The sequence below is a fragment of the Herbaspirillum sp. GW821-FHT09A12 genome, from assembly GCF_059418325.1.
Window position 1 is genome coordinate 18,455 of the sequence record NZ_JBWKPR010000009.1, and the last position, 17,499, is coordinate 35,953.

The following is a 17,499-nucleotide window of genomic DNA, read 5'->3' on the forward strand; positions in this document are numbered from 1 at the left end:
AATCCCGATCATCGCCGAAAAATGTGACGTCGCCAAGACGGCGGCAAAACGCCCCGAAGGCTGGAGGCAATCCAGCCTGCGGGGCGTTTGCATGGCGCAGCCGTCAGGACGCGCTCTTGCCGTCCGCAACCGCCTGCGGCGGCTGGCTCTGTTCATTCCATCCCCCGCCCAGCACCTTGTACAACGTGATGCGGTTGCTCTGCTCGGTCAGTCGCAGCGAAATCAGCGTCTGTTGCGCGCTGTACAGCGAGCGTTGCGACACCAGCGTCGTCAGGTAACTGTCGATGCCGTTGCGGTAACGCGCTTCCGACAGGCGATAGGATTTCTCGTTGGCCGCCGCCACCCTGGTTTGCGCCTGCATGCGCTGGTCCAGCGTGGCGCGCACCGCCAGCGCATCGGCCACTTCGCGGAACGCGGTCTGGACCGCCTTCTCGTAATTGGCCACATCGATATCGCGCGTGATCTTGGCCGAGTCGAGGCTCGCGCGCAGGCTGCCGGCGTTGAAGATGGGCAGGTTGATCGACGGCACAAAGCTCCATGACGCGCTGCCCGGCTTGAACAGCCCGCCCAGCGTGCGGCTGGCGGTGCCGCCGTCGGCGGTCAGCGTGATGCTGGGGAAGAAGGCGGCGCGCGCGGCGCCGATGTCGGCATTGGCCGACTTCAGCGTATGCTCGGCCGCCAGCACGTCGGGACGGCGCAGCAACACTTCGGACGGCAAGCCGGCCGGCGTCTCTAGCAGCACGCTGGCGGTCTGCGGCAAGCCTTGCGGAAGCAGCGCCTCATCCAGGTCGGCGCCTGCCATCAGGCGCAGCGCGTTGATGTCTTGCGCCACCTGCGCGGTGTACTGGGCGACATCGGCGCGCGCCGATTCCACGGTCGCTTCCTGGCTGGCCAGGTCGACGCCGGAGACGGTGCCGATGTCATGGCTGCGCTGGCTCAGTTCATACGTGCGCGACTGGCTTTGCAGCGTGTCCTGCGCCAGCTTGAGCAACTCGCGGTCGGAAGCCAGCGTCAGCCAGGCCGTGGCCACTTCGGCGACCAGGCTGATGTGCGTGCTGCGACGGGTTTCGACCTGGTACTGGTAGGTTTCCAGCGCCGCATCCGAGAGGTTCTTGAGGCGGCCGAAGAAGTCCAGCTCATACGCACTGATGCCGACCGTCGCGCTCTGCTGGTGCGACACGGTGGCGCTGCCGCTGGAAGAGAGCTGCGCCGGCGTGCGGCTGGCGGTGCTGCTGCCGGTGGCGGAAATGGCCGGGTAGCGGTCGGCGTCGGTAATGCGGTACTGCGCGCGCGCCTTCTCGATATTGAGCGCGGCCACGCGCAGGTCGCGGTTGTTCTCCAGCGACATGGCGATCACCTGCTGCAAGCGCGGATCGAGGAAGAACTGGCGCCAGCCGATGCTGTCCGCATTCGCATTGTTCGTTGCCGCCTGGTCGCCGGCAGCGGCAACGATCTGCTTGCCGTCCACCTTTTGCGACCAGTTGGCCGGCACCGGCGCGGCCGGTTGCGCATAGTCCGGCGCCAGGTTGGCGCAGCCGGCCAGCGCCGTGGCCAAGGCCAGCGCCAGCGCCGAACGCCGCAGGAAAGTCTTGTTGTTGTCAGCGAGCGTTTGCATCACACGCCCTCCTTTTGCATGGGTTGGTCGTTGCCGTGATTGCCATCGGTCTTGGCTTTGGCCTTGCCCTTGCGCTCCAGCCAGGAACCGATCACGAAGTAGAACAGCGGCACGAAGAACAGGCCGAGGATGGTGGCCGAAATCATGCCGCCCAAGACCCCGGTGCCGATCGCGCGGCGGCTGGCCGAGCCGGCGCCGGAAGCGATGGCCAGCGGCAGCACGCCCATCATGAAGGCCAGCGAGGTCATCAGGATCGGGCGCAAGCGCAGTTGCACCGCTTCCAGCGTGGCATCCCACAAGGACTTGCCGGACTCGTGCAATTGCTTGGCGAACTCCACGATCAGGATCGCGTTCTTGGCCGACAGTCCCACCGTGGTCAGCAAGCCGACCTGGAAGTAGACGTCGTTGCTCATGCCGAACAAACCGGTCAGCAGCACCGTGCCGACGATGCCCAGCGGCACCGCCAGGATCACCGCGAACGGCACCGACCAGCTCTCATACAGCGCGGCCAGGCACAGGAACACGAACAGGATCGAGATCGCATACAGCATCGGCGCCTGGTTGCCGGACAGGCGTTCCTGGTAGGAGGCGCCGGTCCATTCGAAGCCCACGCCGGCGGGCAGCTTGGCCACCAGGTTCTGGACTTCCGTCATGGCGTCGCCCGAACTCACGCCGGCCGCCGGTTCGCCCACGATCTCGAACGAAGACACGCCGTTATAACGCTCCAGCAGCGACGGGCCGAACGACCACTTGCTGGTCATGATGGCCGAGAACGGCACCATCTGGTCGGCCGAATTGCGCACATACCAGCGGTTCAGGTCTTCGGTCTGCATGCGGAAGGCGGAGTCGCCCTGCACATAGACCTTCTTCACGCGGCCGTTGGACAGGAAGTCGTTGACATAGGTGCCGCCCATGGCGGTGGCCATGGTGTCGTTGATGTTGGCGGTCGAGATCGACAGCGCGTCGGCCTTGCGGTCGTCGATGGTCACGCGCAGCTGCGGCGTGTCGTCCAGGCCGGTGGTGCGCACGTTGGCCAGGCGCGGATTCTGGCGCGCCAGCAGCAGGAACTGGTCGCGCGCCTGCACCAGCGCATCGTGGCCGACGCCGCCCACATCCTTGAGCTCAAGGTCGAAGCCGGAGCTCTGGCCCAGGCCGCGCACTGCCGGCGGATTCATCAGGAACACGCGGGCGCCGCGGATCTTGGACAGGTCGGCGTTGGCGCGGCGCACCAGTTCGGTGGCCGACTGGCCGGCGCCGGTGCGCGCGCTCCAGTCCTTCAGGCGGATGAAGGCGCGCGCGCCGTTCTGGCTGTTGCCGCCGATGCCGGCGCCGACGATGGCCAGCACCGAGTCCACCACTTCCGGCTTGTTCATGAAGTATTCCTGCACCGTCTTGACCACCGCGCTGGTCTGCTCTGCGGTGGCGCCGGTGGGCAGCTGGATCTGCGCCATCAGCACGCCCTGGTCTTCCTCGGGCAGGAAGGAGGTGGGCAGGCGCATGAACATCACCGCCATCGCCGCCACGATCAGCCCATACATCAGGAGGCCGCGCTTGCCGCGCTTGAGCAGGCCGCCCACGCCGCCGCGATAGCGGCCCGCGTTGCGGTCGAAAGTGCGGTTGAACCAGCTGAAGAAACGACCCTGCTGCACATGGTTGCCGGCATGCGGCTTCAACAGCGTGGCGCACAGCGCCGGGGTCAGCGTCAGCGCCACCATCACCGACAGCGCCATGGCCGAGACAATGGTGATCGAGAACTGGCGATAGATCACGCCGGTCGAGCCGCCGAAGAAGGCCATCGGGATGAACACCGCCGACAGCACCATGGCGATGCCGACCAGCGCGCCGGTGATCTCCTGCATGGACTTGCGGGTGGCTTCCTTGGGGCTGAGCTTCTGCTCGTTCATCAGGCGTTCGACGTTTTCCACCACCACGATGGCGTCGTCCACCAGCAGGCCGATGGCCAGCACCAGGCCGAACATGGTGAGCGTGTTGATCGAGTAGCCGAACATGGCGAGGATGCCGAACGTGCCCAGCAGCACCACCGGCACCGTGATGGCCGGAATGAAGGTGGCGCGGATGTTCTGCAGGAACAGGTACATGATCAGCACCACCAGCACGATGGCTTCGATCAGGGTCTTGACCACTTCTTCCAGCGACACCCGCACGAACGGCGTGGTGTCATAGGCGATGTTGGTCTTCAACTTCATCGAGGCCGGGAAGTAGGGCTCGAGTTCGGCCATCTTCTTCTTGACCGCGTCGGCCGTGGCCAGCGCGTTGGCGCCGGTGGCCAGCTGGATCGCCAGCGCCGAGGAAGGCTTGCCGTTCTGCTGCGAGGCGACCTGGTAGCTTTCGCCGCCCAGCTCCACGCGCGCCACGTCCGACAGCTTGACCACCGAACCGTCGCTGGAGGACTTGACGATGATCTGCTTGAACTCGTCGGCCGTGGTCAGCTTGCTGCGCGCGGTGATGGTGGCGTTGATCTGCTGGCCGGGCACCGCCGGCAGCGCGCCGATCTCGCCGGCCGAGACTTCGGTGTTCTGCGCTTCCAGCGCGCTGGTGATGTCGGAGGGCATCAGCGCGTACTTCTGCAGCTTGGCCGGGTCGAGCCAGATGCGCATGGCGTAGTTGGTGCCGAAGGCGGTGACATCGCCCACGCCTTCGACGCGGCTGATCTGGTCGGTCAGCGTGCTGCTGATGAAGTCGCCGATGTCGATGGCGGTAATGCGCGGGTCGTCCGAGGTCAGCGACATCACCATCAGGATATCGGTGGAGGCCTTGGTCACCGTCACGCCGTTGTTCTGCACCGCCTGCGGCAAGCGCGCGGTGACCTGCTGCAGCTTGTTTTGCACCTGCATCTGCGCCACGTCCGGATTGGTGCCGGCGGTGAAGGTCAGCGCCACGGTGGCGCTACCGGCCGAGCTGGAGCTGGCCGACATGTATTGCAGGTTGTCCAGGCCCTTCATCTGCTGCTCGATGACCTGGGTCACCGAGTCTTCCAGGGTCTTGGCCGAGGCGCCGGTGTAGGTCGCCTTGATGTTGACCTTGGGCGGGGCGATGTCGGGATACTGCTCCAGCGACAGCGAGCGAATCGACATCATGCCGCCCAGCATGATGATGATGGCGATGACCCACGCGAAGATGGGCCGGTCGATAAAGAAACGTGCCATGTGTTCCCCTTACTTCGCGCCGGCGTCGCCGCCGAGGGACGGGTCGGCGGCCGCGGCGGCCGCTTCCCTGGCAAGATCCTTCTGCAGCGTGTCGGTGATGTCGATGGCGCGCGGCACGTCGCCGCTGCGCACCTTCTGCAGGCCGTCGACGATCAGCTTGTCGCCGGGCGTGATGCCCTTGGTCACCCACCAGTTGTTGCCCACCGCGCGCGCCACCGTCAGCAGGCGCTGTTCGACCTTGCCGCCTGCGCCGATCACCAGCGCGGTCGCGACACCGGTCTGGTCGCGGCTGACCGCCTTTTGCGGCACCAGCAGGGCCTGGTCGTCCACGCCTTCTTCCAGCACCGCGCGCACATAGGCGCCCGGCAGCAGGATGCCATCCGGATTGGGCACCACCGCGCGCAGCGTGATCATGCCGGTGCCGGTGTCGACCGACAGGCCGGAGAATTCCAGCTTGCCCGGGCGATCGTAGGTGGAACCGTCTTCCAGCACGATCTTGACCGGCGCCGAATTCTCGCCGCTCTTCCTGATCTGTCCGCTGGCCAGCTCGCGCCGCAGGCGCAGCAGTTCCACCGTCGATTGCGTCACGTCCACGTAGATCGGGTCGATCTGCTGCACCGTGGTCAGCGCGGTGGTCTGGCTGGCCGTCACCAGCGCGCCCGGCGTCACGCTCGACTTCTCGATGCGGCCGGAGATGGGCGACAGGATCCTGGTGTATTCGAGATTGATGGCGGCGGTCTTCACGGCCGCCTTCTGCACTTCGACGTCGGCCTGGTTCTGGCGCAGCGTGCTTTGGGCGTCGTCGTTGTCCTGCTTGGCGACGGCGTCGATCTTGTCCAGTTCGGCGTAGCGCTGGGCCTTCAGGCGGGAGGAAGCCAGCGTGGCCTCGGCCTTCAACAGCGAAGCCTTGGCGCTGTCATAGGAGGCCTGGTAGCTGGCGGCGTCGATCTGGTACAGCGGCTGGCCCTGCTTGACCGTCGCGCCTTCCTTGAACAGGCGCTTCTGGATGATGCCGCCCACCTGCGGGCGGATATCGGCCGCCAGGTAGGCGGTGGTGCGGCCGGGCAGTTCGGTGGTGAGCACCTGGCGCTGGGCCTTGACCACCACGTAGCCGACCTCGGACTGGCCCTGGGCCGGCGGCTGGTTGCCGGACTTGGAGCAGGCCGCCAGCGCGGCGGCCAGCATCAGGGCCGCGGCCAGGCGGGTCATCGCCGGCAGGCCGGGCAGGGAAATGGAACGGGATGAAGTGTTCTTGTCGGGCATCGTCGTTGGCTTTCTGCCCGTCCTGTTGCTTGAAATTCTGGCAAGGGCCGGGCGTAATGGACTTAATTTGGACCTTGCATCATAAAAACCAAATGTGGGGGAAAATTGAGCAAAGCTTCATTTACAACATCATCCCCCCCAAGCGCCTTATCTTGTTAAGCTGGTACAAGTCGCAGGCCATGCCCGCATGCCCTTTGCCATCTCCTTACATCCGTTTACAGCATCGACTTCCAACCGTGTCCAAGCTCATCCCCGATCCGATAGCGGACCTGACCGACCGCTTCTTCTACCGCGCCAACATCCGCCTCAAGCTGTTCTACGCGATGCTGGCGCTGATCGTGGTGCTGATCGTGGCGATCAACGGCGCGGGGCATTACATCTTCACCCGCGATTTCCTGGGCTATCTCAACGAGCAGGCGCAGCAGCGCATGGAAGACCTGGTCCCGCGGGTGGAACAGGCCTACCGCGAAAACGGCAACTGGGAGTTCATCCGCGACAATCCGCGCACCTGGTTCGAGCTGATGAAACCGGTCATCGTCGAACACAACGGCGCCGCTTCCGGCCCCACCTTCACGCCCTCCGACCTGACCGGCGCCACGCTGCGCTTCTCGCTGCTCGACGCCAACCGCAAGCTGGTCATCGGCTATCCCAACATCGGCCCCGACGCGCGCCTGCGCCCGCTCATGCAAGACGACGCCATTGTCGGCTGGATCGCGCAAACGCCGTTCGAAAACGTGATCGGCGCAGTCGACCTGCGCTTCCAGCAGAGCCAGTTCCTGGCGCAGATCATCATCGCGGTCATCGCCATCATGCTGGCGGCCTTCATGGTGATACGCATCTCCGGCGTGCTGCTGCGGCCCCTGACGCGCGTGGCGCGCGCCACCCACCGACTGGCCGGCGGCGACTATGCGATCCGGGTGGAAGTGCAATCGGGCGACGAAGTCGGCCGGCTGGCGCAAGACTTCAACCAGCTGGCCACGACGCTGGAACGCAACGAAAAGCTGCGGCGCGAATTCATGGCCGACGTCTCGCACGAACTGCGCACCCCGCTGGGCATCCTCAACGGCCAGCTGGAAGCACTGGAAGACGGCGTGCTGCAACCCGATGAGCAGACCCTGCGCTCGCTCAAGAGCGAAGTCGACCATCTCAACAAACTGGTGGGCGACCTCTACGACCTGTCGCTGGCCGACGCCGGCGCGCTGGCCTACCGCAAGACCGACATCGACCTGGCGCTGCTGTTGCGCGACACCGCCCGCAGCTATGAAGAGGGCTTTCGCAAACGCGGCCTGGATATCGCCCTGCACCTGCCCGAATCGATACCGTTGCACGCCGACGGCGCGCGCCTGCAGCAGCTATTGAACAACCTGTTCGAAAACAGCCTGCGCTATACCGACCGGGGCGGCAGGTTGGAGCTGCGCTGCAGCCTGCAACAACAGCAACAGCAGCAACAACAACAATGGCAACTGGTCCTGGACGACAGCGCGCCGGGGGTGGAAGCGCCGGCGCTGGCGCGCCTGTTCGAGCGCTTCTTCCGGGTCGAGGCTTCGCGCAACCGCGCCAGCGGCGGCGCCGGCCTGGGCCTGGCGATCTGCCGCCGCATCGTCGAGGCGCATCAGGGCACGATCAACGCCGAGGCCTCGCCATTGGGCGGCTTGCGCCTGACCATCGCGCTGCCGGCGGGCGCCCCGGCGCCGGAGGCAATGGCATGAACGACAATTTCCAGTTCGAAGCGCCTGCCAGCGCCGAGATCCTGATCATCGAAGACGAGCCCAAGCTGGCCGAGCTGCTGCAGAAATACCTGGCCGCCGCCGGCTACAGTTCGCGCCACGTGGCCCATGGCGACGACGCGGTGCCGGCGGTGCGCGCCAGGCTGCCCGACCTGGTGCTGCTGGACATCATGCTGCCCGGACGCAACGGCTGGGACATCTGCCGCGAGCTGCGCGGCTTCACCGACGTGCCGGTGCTGATGCTGACCGCGCGGGTGGAAGAAGAAGACCGCCTGCGCGGCCTGGAGCTGGGCGCCGACGATTACATCTGCAAGACCCCGTTCAGCCCGCGCGAGATCGTGGCGCGCGTCAAATCCATGCTCCGCCGCAACGGCCGCCTGCAGCGCCCGGCCAACGATGCGCCGGCAACCTCGGCAGCCTCGCCGCTGGTCATCGACGAAGCCCGCCTCCAGGCCAGCGTGCGCGGCGAGGCGCTGGCCCTCACGCCGCTCGAGTTCCGCCTGCTCAAGACCTTCGCCGGCGCGCCGGGACAAGTGTTCTCGCGCGAACAGCTGCTCAACCACCTGCACGATGAATACCGCTCGGTCACCGACCGCGCCATCGACACCCATATCAAGAACCTGCGGCGCAAGCTGGAGCCGTTCTTCCCCGGCCACAACGCGATCCAGGCGGTGTATGGGGTCGGCTACAGCTTCGAACTGCCGGCGGCCGCTCAAGCTTGATAATTTTCCGATATGAGTTGCCCGAACGCCAGGCTCGCAGGCGTCCTGCCATCGGCATTCCAGATGAGCGAGAAGTTCGCCTTGGGCAAGGCGGGCAAGCCGTAGCAGCCGTCGATGACGCGCATGCCCGGCTCAAGATTTTCGCGCGGCAAGATGGAAATGGCCAGGCCTGACAGGACGGCGGCACTGATGCCCTGCTGGCTTGGCGAGGTAAAGACCGCCTGCCATTTCACCTTGGTATCGTCCAGGGCACGGATGGCGACGTTCCGGTTGATGCAGGGTAGCGGAAAAAAAGCAAAGGGAAGCGGGCCGCCCGGCGGCAGGTAAAACGTGTCGGCGGCCACCCAGACCAGTTGCGATTGGCGGATCAGCGTGCCTTGCTGCGGCTCTCCCGCCGTCATGACAACGGCCAGGTCGAGCTCGCCCGTCGCCACCAGCGCATGCAAATCGAGGTTCATGTTGACGCGCACGTCCAGCCTCACGGCGGGGAAGGCGCGGGCAAACTGGCAGAGCAGCGTGGGCAGGCGGTCGCCAACAAAATTCTCCGGCGCGCCAAAGCGAACTTCTCCGACGATAGGCGACGGGCGAAAGCGCTGCTCCAGGGCATCCAGCGCCTCCAGGATCCGTTGCGCATATTGCACCAGATCCATCCCGTCCTCGGTGACGCTCAAGCGGCGCGTGGTGCGCAACAGCAGCGGCCGTCCGAGCTGCTCTTCGAGCCGCCGGATCTGGTGGCTCACGGCCGATTGCGTCAAGTGCAGGCGTTCGGCCGCACGCGTGAAACTGCCCGTGTCATGTACGGCCACGAAAGTGCGCAAAAGGGAAGAATCCAGATTCATGATGGCCCGCCGCCAGGAAAATTCATTACGAATCTTAATATATTGAACGAAATTAAATCATTTGTGGCATGAATCAGTATTACCTAGAATCGGTTTCCCATCCGCATTCCTGCCAAGGAAACCCAGTCCATGCCGCTTTCGTCCTCCCGCGCCAATCTGTTCGCCTTGCTCTCGGTCTGTCTTGCCGCCCTCATGTTCGGCCTGGAAATCTCCAGCGTCCCGGTCATCCTGCCGACCCTGGAGCGCCTGTTGCATGGCGACCTGAAAGACATGCAATGGGTCATGAACGCCTACACCATTGCCTGCACCACCGTCCTGATGGCCGCCGGCACGCTGGCTGACCGCTACGGCCGCAAACGCCTGTTCATCGCCGCCTTGTCCTGCTTTGGGATCACTTCGCTCATCTGCGGCATCGCCGCCAGCATGCCGCTGCTGATCGTCAGCCGTTTCCTGCAAGGCATGAGCGGCGGCGCCATGTTGATCTGCCTGCTGTCAATCCTGGCGGCGCAGTTCCGCCAGGAGCGCGAACGCAGCCGCGCTTTCGGCGCCTTCGGCATCGTGTTCGGCGCCGGGCTCGGATTCGGCCCATTGGCCGGCGGCAGCATCGTGGCCCTGCTGAACTGGCAATGGGTGTTCCTGGTTCACGTGCCGCTGACGGCGCTGACCCTGCTCCTGACTTGCCTTGGCGTGGAAGAGTCGCGCGACGCCGATGCCGACGCAAAGCGGCTGGATCTTGCCGGCATGTGCACCTTGTCCCTCGGGGTCTTCGGCATGACCTACCTCATCACGCAAGGCGGCGATCCCGGCATCGCCAGCATGGCAGGCGCTTGCATCGCGGGCGCCGCCCTCCTGAGCCTGGCGCTGTTCGTCCATGTGGAAATGCGCAGCGCCCATCCGATGTTCGATTTCTCGGTGTTCCGGATCCGGCATTTTTCCGGCGCCTTGCTCGGTTCCATCGGCATGAACTTCAGCTTCTGGCCGCTGATGATCTACCTGCCCCTGTATTACCAGTCGGTGCTCGGCTACGACGCCTTCGACGCCGGCTTGTGCCTGCTGGCATATACCTTGCCGACCCTGGTCGTTCCGCCGTTCGCCGAACGCCTGTCTTTGCGCCATGGCCCCGAGCTGGTGATTCCCGCAGGATTGTTGACGCTGGGCCTGGGTTTCATGTTGATGTGGCATGGCTGCGGCGTGGAACATGCCAACTGGCTGAGCATGCTGCCGGGTTGCCTGCTGGCCGGCATCGGGCTGGGCCTGACCAATACCCCGGTGACCAATACCACGACTGGCGCGGTGCCCGCCAACCGCGCCGGCATGGCATCGGGAATCGACATGAGCGCGCGGCTCATCACATTGGCCATCAACATTGCGGTGATGGGATTGCTGCTGCAGGAAAGCGTGCTGTCTTATCTGCGCAAGAACATGGCGGACAATATCCCGACGCCGCAATTGCACGCCATGGCGGAATCGATTGCTGCAGGAAACCTGGCCTCAGGCGCCGCCGAAGCGCTGGCGCGGGCCGCGCTCGTCAATGGCTTCGGCGACCTGATGCTTTACGGGGGCATCGGCGTGTGGATATTGGCGGCCATGAGCTACACCGTCTTCGACCATAAAAAGGCGCCGGGATCGGTCGTGGATGCCGACGCGTAAGTCCCCGGGCATCGGGGCCGGCGCCGGGCAGACGGCGCGCCTCCTCCATCGCACTTTTCTTCCTGCATCCCCCCGCCAATTATTCGTTTGTGCACTTGCAGCACAACTCCGACACTAGGGACTGTTCCATCACTCTACGGACTCCCGACATCATGAACACCAAAGCACGCAAGAACACGATTGCCGCCTTTGCGCTGGGCACGCTGGCCCTCGTTGGCAACCAGTTGGCCCATGCGGACCAGCTCGACGATGTCAGGAAAAAGGGGACGCTGGTCTGTGGCGTCCTGGGTTCCGTCCCGCCCTTCGGCTACCAGGATCCCAAGACCCGTGAGCCGGTCGGCTACGACATCGAGATGTGCAAGCTGATCGCCCAGCACCTCAAGGTCAAGGCGGAAGTGAAGGTCGTCGCCGTCGCCGCCCGCATTCCGGAAGTCAGCCAGGGACGCGTCGATATCGTCGCCGGCGCGCTCGGATGGACGCCGGCCCGCGCCGAGCAGATCGATTTCAGCTATGCCTATTACAAGACCTTGACCGTGCTCGGCTTCCCGGCCAGCGCGTCATACACCTCGTGGGAGCAGTTTGCCGGCAAGCGTATCGGCGCCGGCAGCGCAACCACCTCGGCAGCGGCGGCCAAGGAAAAGATCCCCCAGGCCACCCAGGTGACTTTCGACGATATCGCCCAGGTCCTGCTGGCGCTGCGCCAGGGCAAGATCGACGCGGTGGCGCTCAATGAGATCTTCCTGCAGCAATACAAGAAGCGCATGCAAAACACGCCGGATGCGATCAACCTGCTGGTCGATCCGCCCTTGTTCGCGGAGACGTACGGATTGGGCATCAAGAAGGGCGAAGGCGCATTGGTCGAGGCGGTCAACCAGGCTTTGCTGGATGCCGACAAGAAGGGCGAGCTGGACAAGATCTTCGACAAGTTCGTCGGCAAGGACTCGGAGTTCAACATGGTCCGGCGCTTCAAGGTCGAGAAGATCGCCCCGTAAATGCAGCGCAGCGGAGCATAAAGGAGCATAAAGGCGCGCCCCAGGCGGCCTTGCGCTCCCACCACCTTGCCGCGGCCGGCGCCGGAAGTCAGGCGCCAGCCGCAACGACCTACCTGCCCCGGTCTCCATCCATGCAGCTATCCGACTTTCTGGCAGTGCTCAGGGCGCCCTATGGCGGGCAGCTGCTGGCCGGCGTCATCGAGATGCTCAAGCTGACGCTGCTGATGTTCCTCTTCGGTTTCGCCTGGGGCATCGTGCTCACCGTGCTGCGCGCCTTGCCGTTGCGCCTGCTGCGCTGGAGCATCGCCCTGTATGTCGAATTCCATCGCAATGTGCCGCTGGTCATCCAGATTTTCATCTGGTACTTCGGCGTCCCCCAGCTCTTCCCTGAAGGCATGCGGCTGTGGATCAACCGGCAGCCGGTCGAATTCCTGTTTGCCTTCATCGCCATGGCATCGGCCTTCGGCGCCTATGTCTCCGAAGACCTGCGCAGCGGCATCCGCGCCATGGATGCGCGCCAGGTCGAAGCCGCGCGCGCGCTCGGCTTTTCCTACTTGTCGTCGATGCGCTGGATCGTATTGCCGCAGGCGCTGCGCACCGCCGCGCCCGCCATCATGAACCAGGCCCTGCTGTTCTTCAAATCGACCAGCCTGGCCATGACGATAGGCGTGGTCGAGCTGACCTATCAGACGCGCGCCATCCAGGACGCCACCTACCGCACCTTCGCCGTCTTCACCGTGACCACCGTGATCTATGTCGCCATCGCCTTCGCCCTGATGGCCGCCGGCGCCCGGCTGGACAAACCCCGCTGGAGGGCCGGCAAATGATTCAGATGGTCCAGATCATCCAGGACAACTGGCTGCTGTTGCTGATCGGCCAGTATCCCTACGGGCCGCTGGGCGGCCTGTGCATGACGCTGATCGTGGCCGTCGCCAGCCTGCTGCTGTGCATCCCGGTATCGATCGCACTGGCGCTGGCCATGACCTCGGGCATCGCCTGGCTGGCCCGGCCGGCCACGGCGCTGGTCCAGCTGATGCGCGCCATGCCGTTCCTGATGCTGATCTTCTGGGCCTATTTCGCCTTGCCGCTGCTGATCGGCAAGGAGATCGGCGCGGTCACGACCCTGATCGGTTCGCTGGTGCTGTACAAATCGGCCTACATCGCCGAAATCATGCGCGGCGGCATCGTCGCCCTGCCCAAAGGGCAGATGGAGGCGGCCCATGCCCTGGGCATGGGTTATGCGACGCGCACCTTCTGCATCGTGCTGCCGCAGGTCGTCATGAACATGCTGCCCAGCATCGTCACGCAGTTCGTCGGCATCGTGAAGGACACCTCGGTCGGCTACATCATCGGCGCCAACGAGCTGGCCTTCGCCGCCAACCAGCTCAATGCGACATTGTTCACCCAGCCCTTTGAAGTCTTCCTGATCGTGGCGCTCGCCTATTTCATCATGAACTATCTGCTGAGCGGCTTTGCCGCCTATCTGGAGCGGCGCATCCAGCGCGCCCGCTCCTCCGGCGCCATGGCGCCAACGGCGCTGCACACGGAAGCCGCGCCATGAGCATCGATACCGTGATCCTCGAAAACGTCGTCAAGAAATACGGCGAACAGCTGGTGCTCAATGGCATCAGCGCCACCGTGCCGCAAGGTTCCACCATCGTCCTGTGCGGCTCTTCCGGATCGGGAAAATCGACGCTGATACGGATGATCAACCGTCTGGAGCCGATCAGCGGCGGGCGCATCTTCGTCGGCGGGCAAGACATCCACGACGGCCTGATCAACGTCAACCAATTACGCAGCAGCATCGGTTTCGTGGCGCAGTCGTTCAACCTGTTCCAGCATCTGTCGGCGCTCGACAACACCGCGGTGGCGCTGCGCCGGGTCAAGCAGATGGGCAAGTCCGAGGCGCTCGAGCGCGCCATGGCGCAACTGCGCCGGCTGGGCTTGCAAGCGCATGCCGCCAAGTATCCGTCGCAGCTTTCCGGCGGCCAGCAGCAGCGCGTGGCGATCGCGCGCGCACTGGCCATGGAGCCCAGGCTGATCCTGTTCGACGAGCCCACCAGCGCGCTCGACCCGGAAATGGTCGGGGAGGTGCTGGCGGCGATGAAAAGCCTGGCCGAAGAAGGGATGACGATGATGTGCGTCACGCATGAAATGCACTTCGCCAGACAGGCGGCGGATCGCGTCTGGTTTCTTGAACAGGGCGCGCTCTTGCAGGACGCGCCGACCGAGCAGTTTTTCATGGACAACCAGAACGAACGCGTGCGCAGGTTCCTGAGTTCTGTACGGCACTAGCGTTCCCGACTTCCTTTGTTATTTGATTAAGCCGTATGCCACGGCGGGGGCGAACTCGCGCCTGCGCCATTGACCTCTTTGCAACTTCAACCAGGAAAACCAGATGAAACTCTCCCAACGCGCGATGCACAGCGAACCTTCGATGACCATGGCCCTGATCGCGCTGGCCAATGAAAAGAAAGCGCAAGGCCAGCAGGTCATCTCCATGGTGGCCGGCGAGCCCGACTTTCCGACGCCCGACAACATCTGCATGGCCGGCATCAAGGCCATTGCCACCGGCGACACCAAATACGGCTCGGCCACCGGCAGCCTGCCGTTGCGCCGAGCCATCGCGCGCAAGTTCCTGGAAGACAATGCCCTCGCCTATGCGCCCGATGAAATCGTGGTGGCGACCGGCACCAAGCCGCTGCTCTACACCGCCTTCATGGCATTGTGCGACGCCGGCGACGAGGTCATCGTGCCGGCGCCCTACTGGGTCTCGTACCCATCGCTGGTCACCCTCGCGGGCGCGTCGCTGACGATCCTGCCCTGCCCGGAAGACAGCGGCTTCAAGCTCACCCCGGCGACGCTGCGCGCGGCCATCACGCCCAGCACCCGCGTACTGCTGCTCAACTCGCCCGGCAACCCGACCGGCGCGGTGTACAGCCGGGAGGAATTGCAGGACGTGCTGGCCGTGCTGCGCGACTATCCACGCATCTTCATCGTCACCGATGACATCTACGAACACCTGGTCTACGACGGCAAGCAACACTATTGCGCCGCGCAGCTGGCGCCCGACCTGAAAGAACGCATCATCGTCATCAACGGCTTTTCCAAGGGCTACGGCATGATCGGCTGGCGTCTCGGTTTCGCCGCCGGCCCCAAGCAGGTCATGACGGCCATGGGCTCCTTCCTCAGCCATATCCTCGGCGCGCCCAGCACGATTACCCAGGCCGCGGCGCTGGCCGCGCTGGAAGACCCCAAACCCTACATCGCCAGCAACCGCGACGATTACGCGCGCCGCCGCGATGGCGCCATGCAACTGCTGGCGCGCATTCCCGGCTTGCAATGCGCCTCGCCCGGTGGCGCCTTTTTCCTGTTCGTGAATTGCGCCGGCCTGTTCGGCAAAACCACATCCAAGGGCGCGCGCATCGACGACGATGCGGCCTTCGCCAAGGCCGCCATCGACGAGGCCGGGGTGGCTATCGTGCCGGGCTCCTCATTCGGCATGCCGGGCTATTTCCGCCTGTCCTACTCCATGTCGCAAGACGAGATCCGCCAGGGCCTGGACGCGCTGGCCCGCTTCTGCGCGGCGCTGTCCTGAAGCGGCAGCGAGAACCATCATGAAAATTTGTATTCTGGGATGCGGCGCCATCGGCGGCCACCTGGCCGTCAAGATGTCGCTGGCCGGCGCCGACGTCAGCGCGCTGGCCAGGGGCGAGATGCTGCAGGCGATCCGCGCGCGCGGCCTGCGCCTGAAAACGGCGGCCGGGCGCGACTGGCTGGCGCCCATCCGCGCCGCGCAGGATGCGCGCGAGCTGGGGCCGCAGGATATCGTCATCGTGGCGGTCAAGACCACCGCGCTGGCCGATGTCGCCGGCGCCATTGCGCCGTTGCTGATGCCGCATACCGGCGTGGTGTTCATGATCAACGGCTTGCCGTGGTGGCTGCTCAACAAGCTGGGCGGCGCCGATGCCGTATGGTCGCCCCGCATTGCCGCCACCATCGACGCGTTATCGCAGGCAGTCGATGCGCCGCGCATCATCGGCGGCATCGCCGGGTCGGCCAACCAGGTGATCGAACCGGGCGTGATATGGAACTCCAGCCCGCACGGCGCCTTTACCTTCGGCGAGCCCGACCATCGGCACTCGGCGCGGGTCCAGTACCTGGCCGGGCTGCTCAACCAGAATGACAGCGTCGGCATCGCGTCGGCGCAACTGGCCGACGATATCTGGAAGAAGCTGTTCATGAACATCGTGACCGGCCCCCTGGGCGGGCTGACCGGCGCCTGCAGCGCCGACCTGATCGATGATGCCGAGCTGCTGCCGCTGGTGCAGGCGATGGGGCAGGAAATGATCGCGGTTTCCCACGCCTGCGGCTACCGCGCATCGGCCGATCAATATGGTTTCATCAAGGGCATCGGCAGGCACAAGAGTTCCATGCTGCAGGACTTCGAAGCGCTGCGGCCGCCCGAACTCGACAGCCTGCTGGGCGCCCTGCTCGACCTGGCGCGCATGAAGCAGGTCGCGGTCCCGACCCTGGGCGTGGTGCACGCGTTGCTGCGCAAGCGCGCGCAGGTGCTGGGGATTTACCGATGAGCGTATTGTCCGCAATCATTCCCGTGTTTGCCGTCATCTTCGGCGGCTGGGCGGCGGCCCGCTTGCGCTATGTCAGCGAGAACGTCGAGAAGGGCCTGACCGAGTATGTGTTTTCGATTGCCGTGCCGGCGCTGATCTTCAATGCCTTGACGCGGCCCGACATCCAGGGCGAACTGGTGCCCGGCTTCTGGCTGGCCTATTTCGGCGGCGCCGCCATCGTCTGGATCGCCTGCGCACTGGCGGCCCGCTTCTGGCTCGGCCAGCCGCGCAAGCATGCGGCGATGCTGGGATTTTCCACCAGCCAGTCCAATACCGTGTTCGTCGGCGTGCCGCTGATCCTGCACACCTTCGGCGATGCCGGCGCCCTGCCGCTTTTCATGCTGCTGGCGCTGCACATGCCGCTGATGATGGGCGCGGCCACCTTCGTGCTGGAGGCGCAGGACGGCACATCGGTATCGGCATCGATGCGCAGCATGGCGCGTTCGCTGCTGAAAAACCCGATGTTCCTGGCGCTGCTGCTGGGCGCGCTGGTGCGCTTTTCCGGCATCCCGTTTTCCGGCATCGGCCGCGATATCGTCGCCGCCCTGGGCGCCACCGCGTCGGCTTGCGCCTTGTTCGCGCTGGGCACTTCGATCCAGCGGCTGGGGCTGGCGGGGCAATGGCGCGGCATCGGCCTGATCTGCGCCGGCAAACTCCTGATCCATCCGCTCGCCGTATGGCTGCTGGCGACGCGGGTGTTTTCCATGCCGCCGGTGTTTACCGGCGTGGCGGTGCTGTTCGCGGCGATGCCGGTGGGCATCAACTCTTACCTGCTGGCGATGCGCTACCAGGCCAATGAGCAATCGATTGCCGCCGGCGTCGCGGCCAGCACGCTGGTTTCCGTGCTGAGCACGACGCTCTGGCTGGCCATCCTGGAACGGGCGGGCTAGGGC

At 65.0% G+C, this 17,499-nt stretch carries 14 protein-coding genes; 10 read left to right on the top strand and 4 right to left on the bottom strand.

What is annotated here, in order from left to right:
• Positions 1–103 precede the first annotated feature (103 nt).
• Genes AC07N6_RS17425 through AC07N6_RS17435 form a run of 3 tightly spaced genes read right to left on the bottom strand, consistent with a single transcriptional unit; the run spans position 104 to position 6,045 of the window.
• Entirely contained in the window at positions 104–1,615 is a 1,512-nt protein-coding gene (locus AC07N6_RS17425) for an efflux transporter outer membrane subunit (RefSeq protein WP_494781427.1), read from the bottom strand.
• The gene (locus AC07N6_RS17430; protein WP_494781426.1) at positions 1,615–4,782 is read right to left on the bottom strand and encodes an efflux RND transporter permease subunit; all 3,168 of its coding nucleotides are present in this window, start codon (positions 4,780–4,782) and stop codon (positions 1,615–1,617) included. Before AC07N6_RS17430 ends, AC07N6_RS17425 begins: the two co-directional genes overlap by 1 nt.
• Before the next feature lie 9 nt (positions 4,783–4,791).
• Positions 4,792–6,045, bottom strand: a complete 1,254-nt coding sequence (locus tag AC07N6_RS17435) for an efflux RND transporter periplasmic adaptor subunit (protein WP_494781425.1) — start codon at positions 6,043–6,045, stop codon at positions 4,792–4,794.
• A gap of 236 nt (positions 6,046–6,281) precedes the next feature.
• On the opposite strand from AC07N6_RS17435, the gene AC07N6_RS17440 reads away from it, so the two are divergent.
• Together AC07N6_RS17440 and AC07N6_RS17445 are read left to right on the top strand one after the other, a co-directional pair.
• A complete protein-coding gene (locus tag AC07N6_RS17440; RefSeq protein WP_494781424.1) occupies positions 6,282–7,754 on the top strand; it encodes an ATP-binding protein in 1,473 nt (490 codons plus the stop codon).
• Entirely contained in the window at positions 7,751–8,494 is a 744-nt protein-coding gene (locus AC07N6_RS17445) for a response regulator (RefSeq protein WP_494781423.1), read from the top strand. Before AC07N6_RS17440 ends, AC07N6_RS17445 begins: the two co-directional genes overlap by 4 nt.
• Here AC07N6_RS17445 and AC07N6_RS17450 read toward each other — a convergent pair.
• On the bottom strand, positions 8,485–9,333 hold the full coding sequence (locus AC07N6_RS17450) for a LysR family transcriptional regulator (RefSeq protein ID WP_494781422.1): 849 nt from the start codon (positions 9,331–9,333) through the stop codon (positions 8,485–8,487). The genes AC07N6_RS17445 and AC07N6_RS17450 overlap by 10 nt on opposite strands.
• A gap of 129 nt (positions 9,334–9,462) precedes the next feature.
• On the opposite strand from AC07N6_RS17450, the gene AC07N6_RS17455 reads away from it, so the two are divergent.
• The 8 genes from AC07N6_RS17455 to AC07N6_RS17490 all read left to right on the top strand — a co-directional run bounded on the left by AC07N6_RS17455 (position 9,463) and on the right by AC07N6_RS17490 (position 17,496).
• Positions 9,463–10,983 (top strand): MFS transporter, encoded by a 1,521-nt coding sequence (locus AC07N6_RS17455; protein WP_494781421.1) that lies wholly within the window; start codon positions 9,463–9,465, stop codon positions 10,981–10,983.
• Between the two features lie 152 nt (positions 10,984–11,135).
• The gene (locus AC07N6_RS17460) at positions 11,136–11,975 is read left to right on the top strand and encodes a transporter substrate-binding domain-containing protein (protein WP_494781420.1); all 840 of its coding nucleotides are present in this window, start codon (positions 11,136–11,138) and stop codon (positions 11,973–11,975) included.
• Positions 11,976–12,106: 131 nt separating this feature from the next.
• Positions 12,107–12,802: an amino acid ABC transporter permease gene (locus AC07N6_RS17465; protein ID WP_494781419.1), complete on the top strand. Its 696-nt coding sequence runs from the start codon at positions 12,107–12,109 to the stop codon at positions 12,800–12,802.
• Positions 12,799–13,536: an amino acid ABC transporter permease gene (locus tag AC07N6_RS17470; protein WP_494781418.1), complete on the top strand. Its 738-nt coding sequence runs from the start codon at positions 12,799–12,801 to the stop codon at positions 13,534–13,536. The genes AC07N6_RS17465 and AC07N6_RS17470 overlap by 4 nt, the downstream gene beginning before the upstream one ends.
• On the top strand, positions 13,533–14,270 hold the full coding sequence (locus AC07N6_RS17475) for an amino acid ABC transporter ATP-binding protein (protein WP_494781417.1): 738 nt from the start codon (positions 13,533–13,535) through the stop codon (positions 14,268–14,270). Before AC07N6_RS17470 ends, AC07N6_RS17475 begins: the two co-directional genes overlap by 4 nt.
• Positions 14,271–14,373: 103 nt before the next feature.
• The gene (locus AC07N6_RS17480; protein ID WP_494781416.1) at positions 14,374–15,573 is read left to right on the top strand and encodes a pyridoxal phosphate-dependent aminotransferase; all 1,200 of its coding nucleotides are present in this window, start codon (positions 14,374–14,376) and stop codon (positions 15,571–15,573) included.
• A 19-nt stretch (positions 15,574–15,592) separates the two neighbouring features.
• A complete protein-coding gene (locus tag AC07N6_RS17485) occupies positions 15,593–16,567 on the top strand; it encodes a ketopantoate reductase family protein (RefSeq protein ID WP_494781415.1) in 975 nt (324 codons plus the stop codon).
• On the top strand, positions 16,564–17,496 hold the full coding sequence (locus AC07N6_RS17490) for an AEC family transporter (RefSeq protein WP_494781414.1): 933 nt from the start codon (positions 16,564–16,566) through the stop codon (positions 17,494–17,496). Before AC07N6_RS17485 ends, AC07N6_RS17490 begins: the two co-directional genes overlap by 4 nt.
• Positions 17,497–17,499: the final 3 nt, after the last annotated feature.